This window comes from Streptomyces massasporeus, from assembly GCF_014648995.1.
GTDB classification, from domain to species: domain Bacteria; phylum Actinomycetota; class Actinomycetes; order Streptomycetales; family Streptomycetaceae; genus Streptomyces; species Streptomyces massasporeus.
On record NZ_BMSE01000020.1, the window covers coordinates 44,380 to 64,398 of the forward strand.

Annotated in this window: 22 protein-coding genes and 1 pseudogene; 8 read left to right on the top strand and 15 right to left on the bottom strand. The window is 72.1% G+C overall.

The genetic code is table 11. The features are described from left to right. Nucleotides 1-39: 39 nt before the first annotated feature. Nucleotides 40-597: a telomere-protecting terminal protein Tpg gene (gene tpg / locus IE153_RS32885; RefSeq protein WP_189593385.1), complete on the bottom strand. Its 558-nt coding sequence runs from the start codon at nt 595-597 to the stop codon at nt 40-42. Nucleotides 598-668: 71 nt separating this feature from the next. Beyond that, nucleotides 669-2,777, bottom strand: coding sequence for a telomere-associated protein Tap (tap, locus tag IE153_RS32890; protein WP_189593386.1), 2,109 nt, complete (start codon nt 2,775-2,777; stop codon nt 669-671). A 299-nt stretch (nt 2,778-3,076) separates the two neighbouring features. Here tap and IE153_RS32895 point away from each other — a divergent pair, with 299 nt between their 5' ends. After that, a complete protein-coding gene (locus IE153_RS32895; protein WP_189593387.1) occupies nt 3,077-3,838 on the top strand; it encodes a hypothetical protein in 762 nt (253 codons plus the stop codon). A 58-nt stretch (nt 3,839-3,896) separates the two neighbouring features. On the opposite strand, the gene IE153_RS32900 is transcribed toward IE153_RS32895, so the two are convergent. The 4 genes from IE153_RS32900 to IE153_RS32915 form a co-directional block, all read right to left on the bottom strand. Further along, a complete protein-coding gene (locus IE153_RS32900) occupies nt 3,897-4,523 on the bottom strand; it encodes an Rv1733c family protein (protein ID WP_189593388.1) in 627 nt (208 codons plus the stop codon). Nucleotides 4,524-4,651: 128 nt separating this feature from the next. Then, nucleotides 4,652-5,476 carry a rod shape-determining protein gene (locus tag IE153_RS32905; protein ID WP_189593389.1) on the bottom strand — a complete coding sequence of 275 codons (825 nt, stop codon included), beginning with the start codon at nt 5,474-5,476 and terminating at the stop codon, nt 4,652-4,654. Next, nucleotides 5,473-5,847, bottom strand: coding sequence for a TraR/DksA family transcriptional regulator (locus IE153_RS32910; protein WP_189593390.1), 375 nt, complete (start codon nt 5,845-5,847; stop codon nt 5,473-5,475). The genes IE153_RS32905 and IE153_RS32910 overlap by 4 nt, the downstream gene beginning before the upstream one ends. A 43-nt stretch (nt 5,848-5,890) precedes the next feature. Further along, nucleotides 5,891-6,202 carry a TraR/DksA C4-type zinc finger protein gene (locus IE153_RS32915; protein ID WP_189593391.1) on the bottom strand — a complete coding sequence of 104 codons (312 nt, stop codon included), beginning with the start codon at nt 6,200-6,202 and terminating at the stop codon, nt 5,891-5,893. 421 nt (nt 6,203-6,623) lie between these two features. Here IE153_RS32915 and IE153_RS32920 point away from each other — a divergent pair, with 421 nt between their 5' ends. The 4 genes from IE153_RS32920 (at nt 6,624) to secD (ending at nt 11,092) form a co-directional block, all read left to right on the top strand. Beyond that, nucleotides 6,624-7,577, top strand: coding sequence for a sensor histidine kinase (locus IE153_RS32920; RefSeq protein WP_189593392.1), 954 nt, complete (start codon nt 6,624-6,626; stop codon nt 7,575-7,577). 2 nt (nt 7,578-7,579) lie between these two features. Further along, nucleotides 7,580-8,263: a response regulator gene (locus IE153_RS32925; protein WP_189593393.1), complete on the top strand. Its 684-nt coding sequence runs from the start codon at nt 7,580-7,582 to the stop codon at nt 8,261-8,263. A gap of 62 nt (nt 8,264-8,325) precedes the next feature. After that, complete coding sequence (locus IE153_RS32930) at nt 8,326-8,742, top strand: hypothetical protein (RefSeq protein ID WP_189593394.1); 417 nt, start codon at nt 8,326-8,328, stop codon at nt 8,740-8,742. 79 nt (nt 8,743-8,821) lie between these two features. After that, nucleotides 8,822-11,092 carry a protein translocase subunit SecD gene (gene secD, locus IE153_RS32935; protein WP_189593395.1) on the top strand — a complete coding sequence of 757 codons (2,271 nt, stop codon included), beginning with the start codon at nt 8,822-8,824 and terminating at the stop codon, nt 11,090-11,092. Here the strand turns inward: secD and IE153_RS32940 are convergent. The 7 genes from IE153_RS32940 to IE153_RS32970 all read right to left on the bottom strand — a co-directional run bounded on the left by IE153_RS32940 (nt 11,082) and on the right by IE153_RS32970 (nt 16,645). Further along, nucleotides 11,082-12,329, bottom strand: coding sequence for a glycosyltransferase (locus IE153_RS32940; protein WP_189593396.1), 1,248 nt, complete (start codon nt 12,327-12,329; stop codon nt 11,082-11,084). The two genes, secD and IE153_RS32940, sit on opposite strands and share 11 nt — an antisense overlap. A gap of 95 nt (nt 12,330-12,424) precedes the next feature. Further along, on the bottom strand, nt 12,425-13,126 hold the full coding sequence (locus IE153_RS32945) for a HEAT repeat domain-containing protein (protein WP_308432222.1): 702 nt from the start codon (nt 13,124-13,126) through the stop codon (nt 12,425-12,427). Between the two features lie 12 nt (nt 13,127-13,138). Beyond that, the gene (locus IE153_RS32950; RefSeq protein ID WP_308432225.1) at nt 13,139-13,558 is read right to left on the bottom strand and encodes a cytochrome P450; all 420 of its coding nucleotides are present in this window, start codon (nt 13,556-13,558) and stop codon (nt 13,139-13,141) included. Between the two features lie 220 nt (nt 13,559-13,778). Continuing rightward, nucleotides 13,779-14,783 carry a trypsin-like serine peptidase gene (locus IE153_RS32955; RefSeq protein WP_189593398.1) on the bottom strand — a complete coding sequence of 335 codons (1,005 nt, stop codon included), beginning with the start codon at nt 14,781-14,783 and terminating at the stop codon, nt 13,779-13,781. 230 nt (nt 14,784-15,013) lie between these two features. Continuing rightward, nucleotides 15,014-15,502: an SRPBCC family protein gene (locus IE153_RS32960; RefSeq protein ID WP_189593399.1), complete on the bottom strand. Its 489-nt coding sequence runs from the start codon at nt 15,500-15,502 to the stop codon at nt 15,014-15,016. A gap of 111 nt (nt 15,503-15,613) precedes the next feature. After that, nucleotides 15,614-16,234, bottom strand: coding sequence for a flavin reductase family protein (locus tag IE153_RS32965; protein WP_189593400.1), 621 nt, complete (start codon nt 16,232-16,234; stop codon nt 15,614-15,616). 123 nt (nt 16,235-16,357) lie between these two features. Next, the gene (locus IE153_RS32970) at nt 16,358-16,645 is read right to left on the bottom strand and encodes a zinc-ribbon domain-containing protein (RefSeq protein WP_031112578.1); all 288 of its coding nucleotides are present in this window, start codon (nt 16,643-16,645) and stop codon (nt 16,358-16,360) included. 143 nt (nt 16,646-16,788) lie between these two features. Between IE153_RS32970 and IE153_RS42635 the strand changes: the two are divergent. Beyond that, nucleotides 16,789-16,962, top strand: a pseudogene (locus IE153_RS42635) (DUF5949 family protein); the annotation flags it as partial. 103 nt (nt 16,963-17,065) lie between these two features. Then, nucleotides 17,066-17,326: a DUF5949 family protein gene (locus tag IE153_RS42640; RefSeq protein ID WP_308432223.1), complete on the top strand. Its 261-nt coding sequence runs from the start codon at nt 17,066-17,068 to the stop codon at nt 17,324-17,326. A 58-nt stretch (nt 17,327-17,384) separates the two neighbouring features. Here IE153_RS42640 and pgm read toward each other — a convergent pair whose 3' ends face one another. Both pgm and IE153_RS32985 read right to left on the bottom strand, forming a co-directional pair. Beyond that, entirely contained in the window at nt 17,385-19,025 is a 1,641-nt protein-coding gene (gene pgm / locus IE153_RS32980) for a phosphoglucomutase (alpha-D-glucose-1,6-bisphosphate-dependent) (protein ID WP_189593401.1), read from the bottom strand. A 230-nt stretch (nt 19,026-19,255) separates the two neighbouring features. After that, on the bottom strand, nt 19,256-19,684 hold the full coding sequence (locus IE153_RS32985) for a hypothetical protein (protein WP_189593402.1): 429 nt from the start codon (nt 19,682-19,684) through the stop codon (nt 19,256-19,258). Between the two features lie 138 nt (nt 19,685-19,822). On the opposite strand from IE153_RS32985, the gene IE153_RS32990 reads away from it, so the two are divergent. Further along, a complete protein-coding gene (locus tag IE153_RS32990; RefSeq protein WP_179878731.1) occupies nt 19,823-19,969 on the top strand; it encodes a hypothetical protein in 147 nt (48 codons plus the stop codon). The last annotated feature ends 50 nt before the right edge of the window (nt 19,970-20,019 follow it).

Below are 20,019 nucleotides of genomic sequence, written 5' to 3' on the forward strand. Positions count from 1 at the left end.
TGGACGGCCCGGAGGGCAACGGCTGCTTGCGGACGTCCTCTAGTAGTCGAGATCCAGGTAGTCGATGTCGTTGATGGCCACGTCCGACAGGTCCATCGCACGGACGCCGCCGTCCTGGAAGTAGACGTCCTTGAAGCCGTCCGCGATGATCTGCCGCATCTCCTGGTCGCCGGCACCCGCGTCGCGTGCCTCGAACAGGCGGCGGGCGTGCTCCGGCGTGAGGTGCACGGTGAGGCGGCGGAAGCGGCCGTCGTCGGTGGTGCCGATCGGCGCGGTGTAGCCGAAGCGGGCCCGCGTCTCCACGGTGATGCCGCCCGTGGCCGCGGCCTGCCTGCGCCGGCGCTTGCGGACCTGGGGCTGCCAACGGGACCGTACGGCCGTGTCGATCCTGCGCTGGATGTCCTGCGGCGGGTGCCTGCGTTCGCCCTTGCGGTAACGCTCCACCGACCGCTGGCTCACCCCGAGCTCCGCCGCCACGGCCCGGGTCGTCTTGAGCTGCCTCATCAGGAAGTTGATCTGGCCCTTGAGGGTCTTGGGCGGTTCCCGGGTGAAGGCTTCCTGATCGGCGCGCTCGATGGCGTCGTCGATCTCTCCCACGGCGTCAGTTCCCTTCGAGGGCCGGGCCGTCAGGGTGGCGGCCCGGCTGATGCGCGATCACGGTCACAGCCCTACTCCCCTTCGTCGAGGACGGCGTCGCCGCCCTTGATGTGGCGGGCCGGGTTGTAGCCCTTCTCCATCAGGTCCACTGCCCAGAGCATCTCCTGGACGCCTTCCGGTTTCGCCAGGCCCGGGCTGGGGCCGAGGCGGAAGCCGCCGGGCTGGGGCTTGCCGGAGGCCGCGTAGGGCAGGAAGTCCAGCGGGCTGGGGCCGGGGCTCGGGTAGACGACGCAGTCGGACAGCACCGCGAGCGGGTACAGGCCCGTCAGCTTCGCCATGTTCAGCAGTTTGCGGTGCATGTTGACCCGGGCCTTGGAGATGACGGCGGCGCGGATGTCGGGGCGCCAGGTCGGGCGTTCCAGGGCCGGCCAGCGCTCTCCGTCCCGGTAGCGGCGGCCCTGGGGGCGCTCACGCAGCTTGCCGATGCCGCCCTTGACGGTGGCCTTGATCGCCCCGAGGACCGCGGCCAGGGCCGGATCGGCGTCCTTGTGCCGCTCCATCGCCGCGAGGAAGGCACGGTCGTCGAGGTCCCGGGTGACGCCGAGGTCGGCGAGGGTGTCGAGGTAGGCGGTCTTGAGCCGGTCGTGCCACGGATCCAGGTACGCGCCGGTCTCCCGCCGCAGATACGCCTCCAGCGGCTGGACGTTGTAGCCCAGTTCCTGGGCGTAGGCGACGGTGTGCGTCTGGTACCAGGCCGGGCCGTCGGGCCGCTCGCCGGTCGGCGTGAACGGGCTGGGCAGGCGCGGGTCCAGCTCCACGTGGGAGAGGTCCACCAGCCAGGAGCCGGGGATCTTCGGGTTGAACTGCGGGCCGTGGAAGTGGTCCGGTGCCGACAGGCCGACCGTGAGCCGGGCGGCGGCGGCGAGGAACGCGGTGTTCAGGTCCAGGCCGACCGCGTAGGGCAGATGGCACTCCTCGTCGCTCAGCAGGTCGACGTCGCGCACCCACTGGTAGGCCTCCTCGTTCAGGAAGCCGCCCTTCCAGCCGGAGCCCACGACCACGGGATGCTCCTGCGTGGCCTCCGGCGGCGCCGGGTCCATCGGCTCGGTGCCGAGGCTGCCCGGATTGTGGCCGGGGACCCAGTTGCCGGTGGTCTCGTCCCGTACGGCGCGGGTGGGCGGGCGCAGGGCCGTCATCAGTTCCAGGCCCGAAACGGCGGTGGAGCCGCGCGGGGTGATGACGCGTCGGGCGTAGACGCCGAGGACGCGGGCGATGTCGGCCGGTTCCATCTCGGCGACGCCGGGCCAGGACCGCTCGTCGAGGGCGTCCCAGGAGAGGACGGCCAGCTGTACGCACTGTCGCTGAGTGCCCTGCGCCTTGCGGTAGACGCGCGCCCAGGGGCCGAAGCCGCGCTGGGTGAGCTGCCACTTCGCCTTCTTCACCTGCTGGACGACGGGGTGGTCGTCGGGCAGGCGCAGGTTACGGCGCTGCTCGTGGCCCTCCAGGCGCTCCGGCAGTCCGAGCTTCACGGCGGCCGCTGCGGTGAGGACGATCAGCGGGTCGGAGTCCTTGCCGTTGCGGTGCAGGCGCGCGGCACCGACGCCGGACTCCTGCAGCGTCCACTCCACGAGCTCCGGGACGGAGGTGGCGGGACAGTCGAGGACGATGCCGTCGACGCCGTACGCGGAACCGTCGGCGTCCAGCACGGCCAGCGGGCCGTGCGGGAAGCGCGCGTCGGACACGGGCTGCGGGGTCTGCTTCGCCGGGCGTCTCGATGACGCCGCCGAGCGGCGGGCGGCGGGGCGCTCCGGTGCGGCTGGGGTGACGTGGCCCCCCACGCGCGCGACGCTCTCCGGCTCCGGGCCCTCGGCCGCGGGCGGGCCGACGACCGTCTTCGGCGACTCCTGCCGGGAGAGGGCGGGCACGCCGTGTGCCGGGTACTTCTCCGACCAGCCGCGCAGCAGACGCTGGTAGGCCTCCAGGCGCGGCGACTTGGGCTCGGAGCGGCCGTTCTCGTAGTTCTTCACCGTCTGCGTCGTCGTCTTCAACGCCTGGGCGAGACGGGCCTGGGTGATGCCGGCGGCCTCACGCAGCCGGGCCCGCTCGGCCGGGGGCGGGAGCTGCGGCTCCTCCTCCAGCAGAGCGTCCACGCTCGCGAACAGCTCTTCCTCGGATGCCATGTCGGTCTACCTCCTCCCCGGGAGCCTATCAAGGTTTACCCCACCACTTAACCCGTTCCCTTAACCCGCCTGGATGCATTTTCGGCACCGTTCCATATTCAATCAGGACACCCTCGAAAATTCACGGCGATTTCACCGTCAACAATTTACTCGAACACGACTCCACCATTCGATTACACAGGTTGAGAGTGCAGGTCCGACGGGGTGAGCGTAGCGTTATGAGAGGGCCCACAAAGGATTCTCGGGCGGCTGGAAAGCTAATTCGAAGCCCGGGATGAATTCAGACTGGAGAGTCGACAATGTCAGATCGCATACTCTTCTACGGGAAGTCACAAGGGCGTGGTGTGGTCGCCGAAATAGACGACGGCAACAACCTCGGGGACGTCACCGTCATCCCCCCGGGCAGTTTCGCCAAGGACTGGACGGCCTTCACCGGTCTCAGCGGTGACCGCCTGCTGTTCTACAGCGCGAGCAGGGCCGGCGGGGTCGTCTGCTCCGTCGACGACGACAACAACATCGCGGACGTCACCCTCATACCCAACGGCAGCTTCGCCACGGACTGGACCGAGGTCATCGCGCTCAGCGGCGATCGCCTCCTGTTCTACGGCAAGTCACAAGGGCGCGGTGTCGTCTGCTCCATCGACGACGGCAACAACATCGCGGACGTGACCGTCATCCCACCGGGCAGCTTCGCCAAGGACTGGACCGAGATCGCCGGGCTCAGCGGCGATCGCATCCTGTTCTACAGCGCGACCAGGGGCGGCGGCGTCGTCTGCTCCATCGACGACGGCAACAACATCGCGGACGTGACCGTCATCCCCAACGGCGCCTTCGCCAAGGACTGGACGCAGATCACCGCCGTGAGCAACGACCGCATCCTGTTCTACGGCAAGTCGCAAGGGCGCGGTGTCGTCTGCTCCATCGACGACGGCAACAACATCGCGGACGTCACGGTCATCCCCCCGGGCAGCTTCGCCACGGACTGGACCGAGGTCAGCGCTCTGCGGCCGCAGGAGAGCCACCTGCGCGTCGGTCGCTCCGCGGAGATGCACCACGCGTGATTCCCTGCTCGGGCACCAGGTGCCCCCTTGGGCCCGGCCCGTCAGGGTGCGGGCCCCTTCAGGGTGATGTCGTCCAGCGAGGGGCTGTCGCCGCCCAGGCGGTCTCCCACGCCACGAGGTTGTGGTGCCGGATGACGCGGTGGACCGTGCCGTAGGCGGCGGCTGCCGCGACGTGGACGCCCAGGACGGCGATCAGCGCGGAGCCCATGGCACGGTTGCGGATCTGATCGGGGCTCAGGGGCGGATCGGTGAGTGCTCCGTCGGTGTCGGCCCAGACGCGGATGATGGTGCCCCTGGGCAGGGCCGGCTGGGCATCGGCGTGAGCCGTGTGGGTGCGTCCGTGGGGGTCGGTGAAGCGGACCTTGGTCGGGTAGAGGGTCTGTCTCGCCTCGGCGGAGCCGGGTTCGGGGTGGCTGCGGGCGTCCTCGACGAGTACCGCGGTCGTGTGGTGCCGGGTGGCGGCCTGGTGCCGGGCGGTGCGGGCGTGGTGGCGGTGGGCGGCGTCGCCGACGAGGAACAGGGCGAGCGGCGTTGCCGCCAGGACGGCCAGGGTCAGGCCGAGGCCGATCCACGCCTGGGCCAGGTCGCTGCGGCGGCGCAGGGGGTTGCGCCGCAGCCGCCAGAACATGATCCGGGGCAGCTCCCGCGGAGGCGGCGGTGCGGGTGGGGGTGTGCGGCCGGGCATGGTTCCTCCTTTCGGCGGTGGAGACGGCGCGTGCGGGTGCCGACCGGGCACGGGGGGGGCAGGGCGCGCCGGCCCGGAGTTCGCGAAACGGGCGCCGGCGCGCGGCAGTAGGCGCGTTCGTGACCGTCCTAGTGAGGGCGGAGGACGGGCGGAAGGGCCGCGGAGGCCGAGGGGTGGCCATGGGCGGCCTGGAGGAACCTGGCGGCGCCGCGGACGGCCGCGGTGTGCGGGGCCGGGACGATACGCAGCGGCGCCTTGAGGCGTGCGGTGAGAGGGTGGGTGAGGTCGGGGCGCAGGGCTCCCCCGCCGGCCAGGAGGAGGCCACGCCGCAGGGCTTCGGCGGTGAGCGAGGTGCGGTCCTGGCGGCGCATCGCGGTCAGCATCGCGACCACCGCCTCGACGAGTTGCTCGGGCGTGTGCGTCTCGTCGAGGTCGCTGGTTCCCACGGCCGTGCGGTGCGCGTCGGTGACCGCTCCGTCGCACAGCAGGACCACCTCGGTGAGATGGGCGCCGATGTCCACCACCACCAGCGGCCGGGACAGGTCCGCGTCGGCGGCCAGGGCGATGCTCCGGGCGCTGGGCACGGTCAGGACGGTGCGCGGCCGAAGCACCTCGACGGCGGCGCGGGCCCGGGTGCGGTAGGCGACGCCGTCCAGGACGGGAGTGGTGACGATGACCATGGGCCGGGTGAAGCGGGGCAACCGGTGACCGAGCAGACGCTGCAGCATCCGGGAACACCCCGGGGTGTCGATGATGGTCCCGCGCTGCACGGGGTGGACCGCGCCGGTGCCGGGGAAGGTGACGGTGGGCACGTCGACGACCGTGCCCTTGCCGGCGAGCCAGACGCGGGTGCGGGCGCTGCCCATGTCCAGCGCGATGCCGCAGCAGCGCCGGCACAGGGGCCACGGCCGGTGACGGGCGGCGTGACCGGACAGGTCGTGGGCGTCGGTCATGGCTGTGCCTCCTTGACCTGCTGGCAGCGGGCGCAGTAGCGGGCCTGCGGCACGATCATGAGCCGTTCCCGTTCGACCGGGCGCCGGCACAGGTGGCAGGTGCCGTAGGAGCCCTCGTTCATGCGGGCGAGGGCTGCTTCGACGTCGGTGAGGACCATGCGGGCGGAGGCGGCGAGTTTGACGCGGACCTCGATCTGGGCGGCGGCCCGCTGCCGGATCCGGTCCTCGGCCCGGGAGGTGACCGGTCCGGCGAGCAGGCGCAGTTGCTCCTGGCGGAACAGTCGCTGCTCGTGGAGGTTCTCGCGCAGCGCCGCGAGGTCCCCGGCCGACAGGTGCGTCGTGCTCTCGTCGATGGTCTGGTGGTTCACCACGTCACCCCTTTGCGGCAGGGCGTAGGAGGTCGGTACGGGAGGGTCAGGCCGTGCGGCGCTGGCAGGCGACGCAGTGGCGGGTGTAGGGCAGGATCTCGAGCCGCTCCGCGGGAACGGGCTTCGCGCAGCCCACGCAGATTCCGTAGGTGCCGTCGTCGATGCGGGCGAAGGCCTCCTCGATCTCGGCGAGGACCCGTTCCATCGCGGTCTTCTGCGCGGACACCAGATGGTCGTCCGTGCTGCGCTCGGTCTCGTCGAGGGCACGCAGCTGGGCCAGCCGGGAGGTGCGGGCGTGTTCCAGGCGCCGGCGGGCCTCGTGAGGGTGGGGTTCGGTCCGGGTGACATCGAGCGACATGGTCGGTCTCTTTCTCGGCGGCGTACGGCGGGTGCGCGATGACGCGGGTCGGTCATGCGCGGTGACGCGGGTCGGTCATGCGCGGTGGCGCGGGTCGGTCATGCGCGGCGGGCGGCCCGGCGGCGTTGCCGGGCCGCCCGTCCGCTGTCGGGTGGTCGTGTGTTCTCCAGCCTGGCCGGGCGCGCGGCGGATACCCATCGGGCGCGGGCCCCATTTGCACCGGGTCGAGGGACCCATGCGGCCGCGCCATGGGTGGTGCGTGCCCGGGGAAATGGGGGCCAGGTCCCATGGACGGGGGCGCGGTGAGGGGAGAGCCTGAACGCAGGCTTGCTCAAGTTGCCCGGGCCGCGAACGCGGTGGGCTCCGCGATGGCCGACAGTGGAGGTGAGACCGAGCTCGTACAAGGGGAGGCGCAGGGACGGTGTCCTTGTTCTGGCGGATCTTCGCCCTCAACGCGGTGGTGCTGGGCACGGCCACGGCCCTGCTGCTGTGGGCTCCGGTGACCGTGTCCGTGCCGGTGCTGCTGACCGAAGCGGTCATCCTGGTCGGCGGCCTGGCCGTCATGCTCGTCGCGAACGCCGCGCTGCTGCGGCTCGGGCTGGCCCCGCTGGACCGGCTCACCAAGCTGATGACCACCGTGGACCTGCTGCGTCCCGGCCAGCGCCTGCCCGCTTCCGGCGGCGGCGGTGTCGCGGAGGTGATCCGCACGTTCAACGCCATGCTGGAGCGGCTGGAGCAGGAGAGGGTCGCCAGCAGCGCCCGGGCCCTGCTGGCCCAGGAGGCGGAGCGCCGGCGCATCGCCCAGGAACTGCACGACGAGGTCGGCCAGAGCATGACCGCGATCCTGCTGGGGCTCAAGCGCTCCGCGGACGACGCGCCGGAGCCGCTGCGCAAGGAGCTGCAGGAGTTGCAGGAGATCACCCGGGAGAGCCTCGACGAGGTCCGACGTCTGGTGCGCCGGCTGCGGCCCGGTGTGCTGGACGATCTGGGTCTGGTGAGCGCGCTGACCTCGCTCAGCGAGGACTTCGCCACGCACACCAGGCTGTTGGTCACGCGCCGCTTCGACGCCGACCTGCCCGCCCTGACGCCGGAGACGGAGCTCGTCCTCTACCGCGTCGCCCAGGAGTCACTGACCAACGTCGCCCGCCACGCGGACGCCGGGCGGGTCACCGTAGCCCTGCGCCACGCCGACGACAGCGTGGTGCTGACGGTGACCGACGACGGCAGTGGCATCGAGGCACCCCGCGAAGGCGCCGGCATCCGCGGCATGCGCGAGCGGGCCCTGCTCGTCGAGGGCAGCCTGGAGATCACCCCGGCACCGCACACCGGCACCCGCGTGCAGCTCACCGCGCCCGTCGCAAGGAAGCAGCCCTGACCATGTCCGACACGACCACGCCCGCCCCGACGCCCTCGAGCACGATCCGCATCCTGCTCGCCGACGACCACGCGCTGGTCCGACGCGGTGTGCGGCTCATCCTCGACCAGCAGCCGGACCTCGAAGTGGTCGCCGAGGCCGGTGACGGGGCCGAGGCCATCGAGCTGGCCCGCACCAGCGAGGTCGACCTGGCCGTGCTCGACATCGCCATGCCGCGCCTGACCGGGCTGCAGGCAGCCCGCGAACTGGCCGCCCTCAAGCCGGGGCTGCGGATCCTGATGCTCACCATGCACGACAACGAGCAGTACTTCTTCCAGGCTCTGAAGGCCGGCGCGAGCGGGTACGTGCTGAAGTCCGTGGCCGACCGGGACCTGGTCGCCGCCTGCCGGGCCGCGATGCGGGACGAGCCTTTCCTGTATCCCGGCGCGGTCACCGCCCTGATCCGGAACTACCTCGACCGGGCCCGCCACGGGGACGAGACTCCCGATCAGATCCTCACCCCCCGCGAGGAGGAGGTTCTCAAGCTGGTCGCCGAGGGCCACTCGTCCAAGGAGATCGCGGACCTGCTGTTCATCAGCATCAAGACCGTCCAGCGCCACCGCGCCAACCTGCTGCAGAAGCTCGGCCTGCGCGACCGCCTCGACCTGACCCGCTACGCCATCCGCGCCGGGCTGATCGAGCCCTGACCCGCCAGGCGGGCCCGGTCCGCACGCCACGACGAGAGAGAGGGGGGAAGGTGCGCCACACCGTGCATGCGGCGTCCGCCGGCGGCATCACCCGGCCCCGCTCCCCCGCCGGCGCGGTGCTGGCCGTCGTCGTCCTGGCGGTGCTGACCACACTCGGCATCGCAGCTCCGCAGCTCGGCACACGGGGCACGGGAGTGGCCGACGCACCCATGGCCGCGGACCTCCACCGGTACGACGGGACGCGCGCCGACGACGGATGCGACGCCGCCTGCGTCGTCCGGGCGGCCACCCGCCACGAGCAGCCGCACGGCGAGCACCCGGCCCCGCGCGGACACCTCGGCACCCACGGCCAGAGCGCGGACACCACCCCGTGCCGGCTTCCGAGCCCGTACGGGGCTCCGACCGAGCACGTGCCCTCCTCGCAGCCGCACACGGCGCGGGACCGGGGGCGGGCGCCCCCGGTGTTCTCCGGCACCTGACGCCCCCTTCCCTTCACTCAACCCGCCCCGCAGCGGCCCACGTCGGCCGCCGCCGTGGCGTGCCCGCCGGAGGCTCCCGTTGAACCGTTCCCTGCGCGTGAGGGCGCTGCTCGCCCTCGCCGTGCTCGCCCTGTCCCTGTACGTCGCCGCCACCGTGCCGATCCGGCTCGGACTGGACCTGCGCGGCGGAACACAGATCGTGCTCGAAACCCGCTCCACCCCCACCGCCGACGCCGACAGCGCGGCCACCGACCGCACCCTGGAGGTGCTGCGCGGCCGCATCGACGCGCTGGGCGTCGCCGAACCCACCCTGGTGCGCTCCGGCGACCACCGGATCATCGTCGAACTGCCCGGTGTGCAGGACCCGAAGAAGGCCGCCGCCGTCCTGGGCCGTACCGCGCAGCTCACCTTCCACCCCGTGCTCGGCGCCGCGGACGAAGCCGACGACACCTCCCGGCCCCTGCCGAAACGGCCCCGGGAACGCGTCCTGCCCGACGAGTCCGGCACGCCACTGCGCCTCGGGCCGACGTCCCTGACCGGCGAGGACGTCAAGGAGGCCGCCGCCCGGTTCGACCAGCAGGGCGGCGCCGGATGGCACGTCACCGTCGGTTTCGAGGGCACCGGCCGCGCCGGCTGGGCCGACCTGACCGGTGAGGCCGCCTGCCATGCGCCCGGCGACCCCGCACGGCGGGTCGCCATCGTCCTCGACGACAAGGTCATCTCCTCCCCGCAGGTCGACCCGTCCCTCACCTGCGGGACCGGCATCCGCGACGGCGCCACCCGGATCACGGGCTCCTTCAGCCCCGAGGAAGCCCGCGAACTCTCGCTGCTCATCAACGGCGGCGCCCTGCCCGTGCCCGTGGAGACCGTCGAGCAACGCACCGTCGGCCCCACCCTCGGCGCGCAGGCCATCACCGCCAGTGCCTGGGCGGCGGCCATCGGCACCGCGCTGACCTCGCTGTTCATCATCGTCGTCTACCGGCTGATGGGCGGCCTGGCCGCCTTGGCCCTGGCCTGCTACGGCCTGCTCTCCTACGCCGCCCTGGCCGCCCTCGGCGCCACCCTGACGCTGCCGGGCCTGGCCGGTTTCGTCCTGGCCATCGGCATGGCGGTCGACGCCAACGTGCTGGTCTTCGAGCGGGCGCGCGAGGAGTACGCCGTCCGCCGCCGGCCCAGCATCCGCTCGTCGCTCGCGGCCGGCTTCCGCAACGCCTTCAGCGCGATCGCCGACTCCAACATCACCACGCTGATCGCGGCCGCCCTGCTGTTCTTCCTCGCGTCCGGGCCCGTGCGCGGCTTCGGCGTCACCCTCGGCATCGGGGTGCTCGCCTCCATGTTCAGCGCCCTGGTCATCAGCCGGGTGCTCGCCGAGTTCGCCACGAGCCGCCCGGGCGTGCGCCGCCGCCCCCGTCTGACCGGCATCGCCACCATCGGCGCGGTCCGTGAGCGCCTCACCCGTCGCAATCCGCTCCTGATGCGCCACCCGCGCCGCTGGCTGGTCACCTCCGCGGCGGTGCTCGCGCTGGCCGGTTCGGGCATCGTCGTGCGCGGTGTCGACCTCGGTGTGGAGTTCACCGGGGGCCGTCTCATCGAATACGCCACCAGCGCCCCCGTCGACCCCGGCCGGGCCCGTACCGCGCTCGCCGACGCCGGGTTTCCCCGGGCGGTCGTGCAGTCCTCCGGCGAGACGGGTCTGACGGTGCGTACGGATCCGCTGACCGACGCCGAGGAGGCCGAGGTCACCGGCGCGCTGCGCGACCTGGACGGCCGGGCGGACAAGGTCCGCGACGAGCTGATCGGTCCCAGCCTCGGCAAGGAACTGCGCCAAGGTGCCCTGGTCGCGCTGGCGGTGGCCCTCGGCATGCAGTTCGTCTACCTCGCGGCACGCTTCCGCTGGATACTGGGCTCCGCCGCGGTCGTCGCCCTGCTCCACGACGTGGTCATCCTGCTCGGGGTCTTCGCCTGGCTCGGCAAACCGGTCGACGGGGTGTTCCTCGCCGCCCTGCTCACCGTCATCGGCTACTCCGTCAACGACTCCGTCGTCCTCTTCGACCGCGTCCGGGAACTGACCCGGCGGGGCCCCGGGTCGCCGTTCGCCGGCACCGTCAACCGGGCGATCCTGCAGACCCTGCCCCGGACGGTGAACACCGGCATGGGCGCGGCGTTCATGCTCACCGCCCTCGCCGTGCTGGGCGGTTCCTCGCTCACGGACTTCGCCCTGGCCCTGCTCATCGGCCTCGCCGTCGGGACGTACTCCTCGGTGTTCACCGCGGCCCCCGTCGCGATCCGGCTGCACGAGCGGTTCCGTCCCGGAAAGCCGTCCCCGGAGGGCGGAGCGGTCACGAAGTGAGACGGTCCAGCGCGGCCAGGACCGGGGCCACGCCGTCCTCCCCGGCCAGGTCGTGAGCCAACTTCCGGGCGCGGCTGTGGTGGTGAGGGTCGCCCGTGGCGCGGCGCAGGGCGGGGGCGAGGGTGTCGGCGGTCAGGCGCCGCAGGGGGACGGCCTCCGGGGCCGTCCCCAGGGCGACCAGGCGCGCCGCCCAGAAGAAGCCGTCGAACTGCACCGGCACCGGCACCGTGGGCACCCCCGCGCGCAGGACGGCGGCGGTGGTGCCGGCTCCGGCGTGGTGGACCACGGCGGCCGTGCGGGGGAACAGCACCGCGTGCGGCACGTCGCCCACGGTGATCACGTCATCGTCGTCGTCGCGGGCGGCGAGACCCGCCCACCCCTGCTGGATGACGCCGCGCAGTCCCGCCGTCCGCAGCGCGCGCACGATCTCGGCGCTGACGCGTTCGGGGTCCGGCACCGTCGCGCTGCCCAGTCCGACGAACACCGGCGGCGGCCCGGCGGCCAGGAACTCCTCCAGTGCGCCGGGCAGTGCGCGGGTGTCGTGCGGCCACCAGTACCCGGCGATCTCCAGCCCGGGGCGCCAGTCCTTGGGGCGGGACACCACCTGCTCGCTGAACCCGTGCAGCACGGGCCAGTTCGCCCGCTCATGGGCCCGGCGGCTCGCGGAGAGGCCGCGCAGCGTCATGCCGTGCCGGGTGCGCAGCCGGTGCACGGCGTGGGTGAAGACCCGGTCGACGGCGGAGATGACGGCCCGTCCGCCCAGGTGGTTGCCCACCGTGCCGAGCGAGCGTCCGCCGAGCATGGGCGCGCCGAACTCCCTTGTCGGATGCTGGGGTTGCAGGAACAGGCCCAGGCTGGGCAGGTTCAGCCCCTCCGCGATGGCGCGGCCCAGCGGTGCCACGGCTCCGGCGGCCAGGACGATGTCCGCGCCGCGGGCCGCCTGCACCAGGGCGTCGGTCATCTCCTCGGCCGCGGAGCGGGCCATCGACGCCGCGCGCAGCAGTTTGCCCAGGCCTGTGGTGCTGGCGTGCAACTCGCGGCCCTGGTCGGAGTGGGACACCGCGTGCGGGTCGACCGGGGTCGGGTGGAAGCGCACCCCCGAGCCGACGGTCAGGGGTTCGAACAGGGCGTGGGTCGCCAGCGTGACCTCGTGCCCGCTGCGCGCCAGCCCGGCGCCCAGCCCGGTGTACGGCGCGACGTCGCCGCGCGAACCCGCCGTCATGATCACCACGCGCATGGGTCCCAGTGTGGACCGGCCGGGCTGCGGACACACGCCGCACGGCCGCACATGGACGAAAATCGCCGGTGAGGGTGTCTTCCGGCCGGATCCGCCTACGGCGGGCCGGAGTCCGCCGAGCCGAGCAGGCGGGTCGCGGCCTGACGCAGTCGGGGCGAGGCGTCCTCGGTGAGGCCGGTCAGCCGGTCGCGGGTCCTCCCGCTGTCCGGCGGCAGTGAGCCGGTGGCCTCCGCCCAGCGTCGGAGACCGAGGACGGCCTGGTAGCGGACCGCTTCGTGCGGGTCGTCCAGTCCGCGCAGGAAGCGCCGTGGGTCGTGGCGGGTGTGTTCGTCGTCCGGGGCGTCGGGGTCGAGCAGGGACAGCGCGGCGGCCAGGACCTCCCCGGACGGAGCGTTGTCCGCGAGCCGCCGTACCTCGGGCAGAGCCTGGGCGAGGCCGTCGAGCGCGTTGCGTGTGCGCCAGATGTGCTTCTCGTCGGTGGCCAGGTGTTCTGCCAGCGCCCAGGCCACGGGGTGGCGTTCCCAGGGGCGCAGGCCGTTCTCGACGCGTGTCTCCAGGCCATCGAGCACAACGGCGCGTATCTCGTCGTCGGGGTCGTCCAGGAGGGACAGCAGGAGCCATACGGCGTCCCAGCGGCCCGCGGTGCCGATGGCCGCTGCGGCGGCGGCCCGGGTGCGCGGAGCGAGCGTCTCGTCGGACAGGGCCTCGCGGAGGTGTGGGGCGGCCGTGCCGGAGTCCACAGTGCCCAGGGCACGTGCGGCCGACGGTCCGGCCACGTGATCCCGGAGCCATCGCACGGCCGGATTCCGTCACGCGGTCGTCGCCCCGTCCGCCGAGGCCGCGCAGCAGCCCTGCGGCGGCCTCGGGGTGCTCCTCGGTCCGCAGACGGCCGCGTCGGCCTCGTCGCGCATGATGTCGACGTAGCGGGCAATCTCTTCGCGGGCGAAGGCGGGTTGCAGCTGCCGACGCTTGTTGCGGTGTGCCAGGCCTGCGGCAGTGACCACCGAGTCACCCAGCAACTGGCCCATTTTCTCGAAGAACCTGCCTTTGTCGAGGCTCGGCCCGAGGTCCTTGAGCATGAAGCGGATGAGTTCGGGGTTTTGGACGATGACGGTTCGGGTGCCTGGCTGAAGGGTGATTTCGACGAGCGGGCCGTAGTCGCGGCGGAGCGAAGCGATGAAGGCGAGATTGTCGCGTATGAGCGGTATCGCGTGGCCCAGCCAGGGCAGGGATCACACCACGTTGCGAACGGGAATACCCAGGGTGCGGATCAGGGAAGCCATATGAGCGCCTTTGATCGGCTCGAGAGGAGCCTCAGTGACGCTCGTTGCGCCTCGCCCCTATACCCAGGGCAGCCGGATCCCACGGACTACCAGGGGTGGCGAGCTCGACGCCGGGTCCTCCACCACCCGGCGTGGCGGAGGACCCGGCTCCCGGTAGGACGGCGGATCAGGAGGACTGGGCGCTCTGGTACAGGTTCTGCGCGTCCGTGCCGAAGTACGGGCCGTACATGGCATTCGGCAGGAAGTTGTACTTGAAGCTGTTCACCGAGGACTGCAGGCCGGTCCCCGTGGCCTCGCTGAACTGGGTGAACCAGGGGCCACCGCTGGAGCCGCCGGTCATGTTGCAGGTCAGACCGTGGTCCTTGGACAGCAGGAAGTCGCGGGTGGTGGTGCCGCTGCAGTAGATGAACTTCTCCCCGTCGTAGGGCGCGGCGGCCGGGAAGCCGAAGGAGTACATCGCCTTGTTGTAGCCGGTGTTGAAGGCCAGGCCCTGGCCGCCGACGACGTCGGTCAGCTTCTGCCCGTCCAGCGGGGCGACCACGGCCGCGCCGATGTCGTAGTTGATGTCCTCACTGGCCGTCCACTGCGGCGTGGAGAGGGTCTTGGACGCGGTCCAGGTGCCGTACGGGCGCTGCCCGTCGTGGTAGCCGGGCACGAAGACCCAGTTGGTGTGCCAGGCGCCCTCCAGCTTCACGCAGTGGCCCGCGGTGATCACCGTGCTCTTGTTGGCGCTGGTGACGGCGTTGCCGGAGCAGGACGCGGTGCGGCCCTGGTAGCTGAAGAAGACCCGTCCCGCGGTCTTGGTGACCGCTCCCCCGCCGGTCCAGGGTCCGCCGCCGTGCGGGAAGGCCAGGGGGCCCGTGGCGGAGGTCGGCGCGCTGGGAGGCACGACCGCCGCCTTGCCCTTGCGAGGTGCCGGTGTCCGTACGTCGGAGCGGTCGACGGTCAGGAGGTCGAGCGGGGTGGCCTCGCGCATCCGCTGCGGGGTCCAGAAGGCCAGGGCGCGTTCCTGCGCCGAGGGGGTCATCACGCCGGGGTCCGGTGCGGCGCTCGCCGGTGCGGCGGTGACGCCGGTGGCCAGGAGCGCGGCGACGCCGGCGAGCGCGCCGAGTACGGACCGGCGGACGCGGGTGTCGCCACCGGTCGAGCGGGCGCTGCGGGGTTTGCCCATCACGCGGTCTCCTTCTGCTGTGGGGGCCGGGTGGCGGGAGCCCGTCCACCCGGTCAGGCAGGGGTCTCACTGCGGACAGTCAGGGGGCAGCGTGCCACCGGAAGACCGATATGGACAGGTGCATGTCATGACGTGGCCGAAAGTTCACGCTCTCTCTGCGCGGGTCGGGACATGCGGGCACAGAAGAACCCGGCCTCTCGGGGGAGGCCGGGTTCCGGGTGCGGCTGGTGTCAGAGGATGGGGCCGGGGCCGCCAGGGCTGTCTCCGGGCCGGACGCGTCCGCGCCATGCGCCCGATTCCACTCCGCGCTCCTCGATGTACTGCTTGAAGCGCTGCATGTCGCCCTTGACCCGGCGGTCGATCGTGCCCATCATGTCGCCGGCCTTCTCCACGGCTCCGCTGGGCTCGACATCCAATACGAGCTCCACCCTGGTGTGGGTGTCGTCCAGACGCTCGAAGCGGACGGAACCCCTCTGGTGGGTGTCTCCGCTGGTCGTGCGCCACGTGACCCGCTCGTCGGCCAGCTGGTCGACGATCTCGGTGTCGAACTCGCGCCGTACCCCGGCGATCTTGGTGGTCCAGTGGTTGTGGCGGTCGTCCAGCTGCCTGACCTCCTCGACGCCCTCCATGAAGTTCGGGAACTCCTCGAACTGCGTCCACTGGTTGTAGGCGGTGTGGACGGGGACGTCGACTTCCACGGTTTCCTTGATGGTGCTCATCTGAATGCCTCCGTATTCGCTGATCGACTGCAGGAGGCCCATCGGCCCACACAGGTCCGGGCCCGCGGAGGCCGAGTACCCGGGAAGTTCCGGTTGCCACATCGGATGTGATCAGACGGCGGTCCTCGCCGTTTCGGAGCGGAAACCGTGGCCGACCTCGGGGGCCAGTGCGTGATAGTGGCGGAAGTTGTAGATGAGCGGGCTCCAGGCGGCGGGGTCGATGTGCTGGGTGCCGGGCACGACGATGCGCTCGGCGGCGTGGACGCGCAGGACCTCGCACTCGGCGGTGACGAAGTGGCCGGCTCCGCCCGGGGTCAGCGCGCGGGCCCGGGCCTCCAGCTGGAGAGCGCACTCGGCGACCCGCGGAGGCCTCACCAGGTCGGCGGCGGCCGGGGTGAGCCCGGCTGCGGCGAACTTGTCCCGCTCGTGCCGGTAGACCGGCCGCTTGGCCTCCGGCACGGGGTCCGCCCCCGTCAGCGGTGCGAGGCGTTCCACGTGTTCCCACAGCTCGGGCGAGGCGACGTTGATCACGAGTTCCGGGCGTTCCGCGAGATTCCGCACGGTGTGGCTCTCGCTGCCGAGCCCCAGGACGAGGTGCTGCCCCAGGGCCCACGCGGAGGAGACCGGGGCGAGGTTGCAGGTGCCGTCGGCGTTCTCGGTGGTCAGCAGGACCACGGGCGTGCCGAAGTAGAGGATGCTCGGCCGGATCACGAGGTGGGTGCGGGGCGTCATGGCCCGGGACGCTACGGGCGGGACGCTTCGACGCCCGCCGAAGCGTCGACCGGCGAAGGTGGCCGGTGGCCGGTGTCGGGGCCCGCGGCGAGGGCGGTCCGGCCGCGCCCGGGCCTGCTGGAATCAGAACCGGTCGTGCTGCTGCGGCTGCCCGTACGCCTGGCCGCTCGGGCCGTTCGTGCTCTGGGTCTGCAGATGATCCGCCTGCTCCTTGGTCACCTTCTGTTCCGCGCCGCAGAAGGTGCACTGCGTCAGGTATTTCGTCGAGATGGGGAACAGCGGGACGAAGAAAAGGGTGAACTTCGTGACGCGCTTCCTGAGCGTGTGGGCGGCGGGGTTTCCGCACTGGCCGCACACCAGCGTCAGTATCGCCAGTTGGTACAGGTATCCCTTGGTGCCGAAGATGATCACGTGTCGGTCCTTCCCGGTCGGATCTTCACCCAGTGTCCTGTATCGCGGGCATGTCGGGCGCGCGGACCCCTCGTTCGTGTGGCGAGCCCGGCGGCGGCTGGTCCACTCGGGTGACGGCACACCGGGTGCCGTGAGGTGCGCCGATACGGTTCCGCGGTGACCGCGATCTCACCCGGAACGCAGTCCGTGTACACCGACCTGGGGTTTTCGTCGTCCAGTCCTGGCGGGGCACGACCCCCGACGGGAACGACGTCCCCCATCCGCCGGCCCGCTCCCTCGGAGACGGGGCGAACGGTCCGGAGGGCACTGCGAAGGCCGTCGAGCAGGTGCTGCTCGGCGCCGGGCTCCCCCTGGGCGAAGGCCTCGTCCACGCGGCCCAGCGGCCCAGTCCGCCGTCACGACGTAAAAAGATCGAAACCGGTGGACCCCGTGAGCCTCCTCGTCGTGCCCGGGTCGGCCGTCCTCACCGTGCAGCACCTCAAGTCCCAGTTCGTACCGCCGGAGACCTGGCTGGAGGCGGTCGGCGAGCTGGGCTTCGCCTACCTCGTCCTCGCCACGCGGCCGTGGCCGGAGGGCGCCGAGCCCGGTGACGCCGAGGCGCTCGCCGCCTTCACCTCGGACGAGGACGCGACGGTCTCCGCGGCGCATGTCGTCCTGCCCGCCCGCAGCCTGCGCAGCTGACGCGCGAGAGGAACAGCCCGGGCCCCGTGCGGTGACCCGGGCTGTGGTGTGTCCGCGGTCAGCCGGACAGCGCCGCCAGCACGACGGACTTGGCCTCCTCCTGGACCCGGCCGAGATGGTCGGGGCCGAGGAACGACTCGGCGTAGATCTTGTAGACGTCCTCGGTGCCCGAGGGACGGGCCGCGAACCAGGCGTTGTCCGTGGTCACCTTGATGCCGCCGATGGCCGCGCCGTTCCCGGGGGCCTCGGTGAGCACCGCCGTGACCGCGTCCCCGGCCAGGGTGTCCGCGCTGACCTGGGCCGGAGAGAGCTTGGCCAGGAGGGACTTCTCCTCGCGGGTCGCGGGGGCGTCGATGCGGGCGTACGCCGGTTCGCCGAAGCGGGCGGTCAGCGCCGCGTAGTGCTCGGAGGGGGTCTTCCCGGTGACCGCCGTGATCTCGGAGGCGAGCAGCGCAAGGAGGATGCCGTCCTTGTCGGTGGTCCACACGGAACCGTCCCGGCGCAGGAAGGACGCCCCGGCGGACTCCTCCCCGCCGAAGCCGATGGTGCCGCCGGCCAGTCCGTCCACGAACCACTTGAAGCCGACGGGCACCTCGACCAGCTCACGGCCCAGATCGGAGGCGACCCGGTCGATCATGGCGGAGGAGACCAGCGTCTTGCCGATGCCGGTGGTGGCCGGCCAGCGGTCGCGGTGGGCGTACAGGTAGGAGATGGCGACGGCCAGGTAGTGGTTGGGGTTCATCAGGCCCGCGTCCGGAGTGACGATGCCGTGCCGGTCGGCGTCGGCGTCGTTGCCGGTGGAGATCTGGAAGCGGTCGCGCTGCTCGATGAGCGAGGCCATCGCGTAAGGCGACGAGCAGTCCATGCGGATCTTGCCGTCCCAGTCCAGCGTCATGAACCGCCAGGTGGGGTCGGTGTGCGGGTTGACCACGGTCAGGTCGAGGCCGTGCTGTTCGGCGATGCGGCCCCAGTAGGCGACCGACGCCCCGCCGAGGGGGTCGGCGCCGATCCGGATACCGGCGGCGCGGATCGCGTCCAGGTCGAGCACGCCGGGCAGGTCGGCGACGTAGGTGCCGAGGAAGTCGTAACGGCCGGTGGTGGGTGCGGCGAGGGCGCGGGCGTAGGACACGCGTCGCACGTCCTTCAGGCCGCCCCGGATGATCTCGTTCGCCCGGTCCTGGATCCAGGAGGTCGCGTCTGAGGCGGCAGGGCCTCCGCTGGGCGGGTTGTACTTGAACCCCCCGTCGGCGGGCGGGTTGTGGGAGGGCGTGACGACGACCCCGTCCGCGAGGCCGGTGGTGCGGCCGCGGTTGTGGATGAGGATGGCGTGCGAGACGGCCGGGGTGGGCGTGTAGCCGTCCGCGTCGTCGATCAGCACGGTCACCTCGTTGGCGGCGAACACCTCGAGGGCGGTCACCCGCGCGGGCTCCGAAAGGGCGTGGGTGTCGGCGCCCAGGAAGAGGGGGCCGTCGATACCCTGGCCGGCGCGGTACTCGCAGATGGCCTGGCTGGTCGCGGCGATGTGGTCGTCGTTGAACGCGGCCGCCAGGGACGATCCGCGGTGTCCGGAGGTCCCGAACGTGACGCGCTGCCCCGGGTCGTCCAGGTCGGGCCGGCGCGCGTAGTACGCGGTGACCAGCCGAGCGACATCGACGAGATCCTCGGGTCCGGCCGGACTTCCCGCTCGCTCGTGCTGCATGGGCCCGCTCCTCCGCATGGGTTGATCCTTCGCTTGCGGTCTCATCCTTCCTCGTCACGGCGGTGACGCGCGAGGGGGGCACCCCGGTGAGGGACGGATGTGCGCCAGGCCATGCGTAAGGGAGCGGCTCGGAGCACGAGGAAGGCGGCGCTACGGGCCACCGGAACACCCGGTGACGCGTCGCGCCGCCTGCTCCCCTCGTGCCGGCACGTCCATCGCGCCGGCCGTGCTCAGATCCGCCCGCCGGTCAGGCGGGTGAGGGGGCCGTGCGTACCGCGTCCCGCACGGCGTCCGACGGCGTAGGACGCCGCGCTCAGGGCGGTCAGACCGGCTCCGACGCCCGCGGCCACCAGCTTGCGGTGGGCGATGACCGTCCAGGCCGTCTTCGCCGTGGTCGCGACGTGACCCGAGGCCGTGACGACCGCCTGGCGGCCGGCCTCGACGCCCTTGGCCGCGGTCTGTGCGGCCGTCTTCGCCGTCTCGGCGGAGCGCTCCGCGCCGGACTTGGCGGCTGACGCCGCCTCACCGGCCTTGCCCGCGGCGCCCTTCGCCGCCTGGGACGCGGGCGCGGTGGCCTTGTCCGCCGTGCGGCGAGCCTTGGACTCCGCGGTCCGTACGGTGGTCGCCTTCTGATTCGTGCGCTTGTTCTCTTCAGTCATGGACACCGACTTGCCTCTGACTCCGGCCGCAAACACATTCGGTCGCGCGCCGAACGGGCAGCGGCGTGCCTGAGCACGTCGTCGGCAGGGTAGGCGCACTACAGACAAGCGACAGAGCAACAGGAAGGAAGGTGCGTCATGGCCGGAATGCTGGACCGCATCAAGCAGTTCGCCCGGAGTCCGCAGGGACGGCGGGCCGTGGACCAGGCGCGGCGGGCCGCGGCCGACCCCCGCAAGCGGGCGCAGGCCCAGCGTCTGCTCGGCAAGCTCAGGGGCCGCCACTGACCGGGACGCCCGTTTCTCCCGGTACCCAACTCCTCGGCCCCACAGGTGTG

Bases quoted from the DNA above. Each gene is read 5' to 3' on its own strand.
- pgm (WP_189593401.1), bottom strand. From the start codon at position 19,025: ATGCAGCACGAGCGAGCGGGAAGTCCGGCCGGACCCGAGGATCTCGTC.
- IE153_RS32985 (WP_189593402.1), bottom strand. From the start codon at position 19,684: ATGACTGAAGAGAACAAGCGCACGAATCAGAAGGCGACCACCGTACGG.
- IE153_RS32900 (WP_189593388.1), bottom strand. From the start codon at position 4,523: ATGCCCGGCCGCACACCCCCACCCGCACCGCCGCCTCCGCGGGAGCTG.
- IE153_RS32905 (WP_189593389.1), bottom strand. From the start codon at position 5,476: ATGACCGACGCCCACGACCTGTCCGGTCACGCCGCCCGTCACCGGCCG.
- IE153_RS32925 (WP_189593393.1), top strand. From the start codon at position 7,580: ATGTCCGACACGACCACGCCCGCCCCGACGCCCTCGAGCACGATCCGC.
- IE153_RS32990 (WP_179878731.1), top strand. From the start codon at position 19,823: ATGGCCGGAATGCTGGACCGCATCAAGCAGTTCGCCCGGAGTCCGCAG.
- IE153_RS32965 (WP_189593400.1), bottom strand. From the start codon at position 16,234: ATGACGCCCCGCACCCACCTCGTGATCCGGCCGAGCATCCTCTACTTC.
- tap (WP_189593386.1), bottom strand. From the start codon at position 2,777: ATGGCATCCGAGGAAGAGCTGTTCGCGAGCGTGGACGCTCTGCTGGAG.
- IE153_RS32940 (WP_189593396.1), bottom strand. From the start codon at position 12,329: ATGCGCGTGGTGATCATGACGGCGGGTTCGCGCGGCGACGTCGCGCCG.
- IE153_RS32960 (WP_189593399.1), bottom strand. From the start codon at position 15,502: ATGAGCACCATCAAGGAAACCGTGGAAGTCGACGTCCCCGTCCACACC.
- IE153_RS32915 (WP_189593391.1), bottom strand. From the start codon at position 6,202: ATGTCGCTCGATGTCACCCGGACCGAACCCCACCCTCACGAGGCCCGC.
- IE153_RS32955 (WP_189593398.1), bottom strand. From the start codon at position 14,783: ATGGGCAAACCCCGCAGCGCCCGCTCGACCGGTGGCGACACCCGCGTC.
- IE153_RS32895 (WP_189593387.1), top strand. From the start codon at position 3,077: ATGTCAGATCGCATACTCTTCTACGGGAAGTCACAAGGGCGTGGTGTG.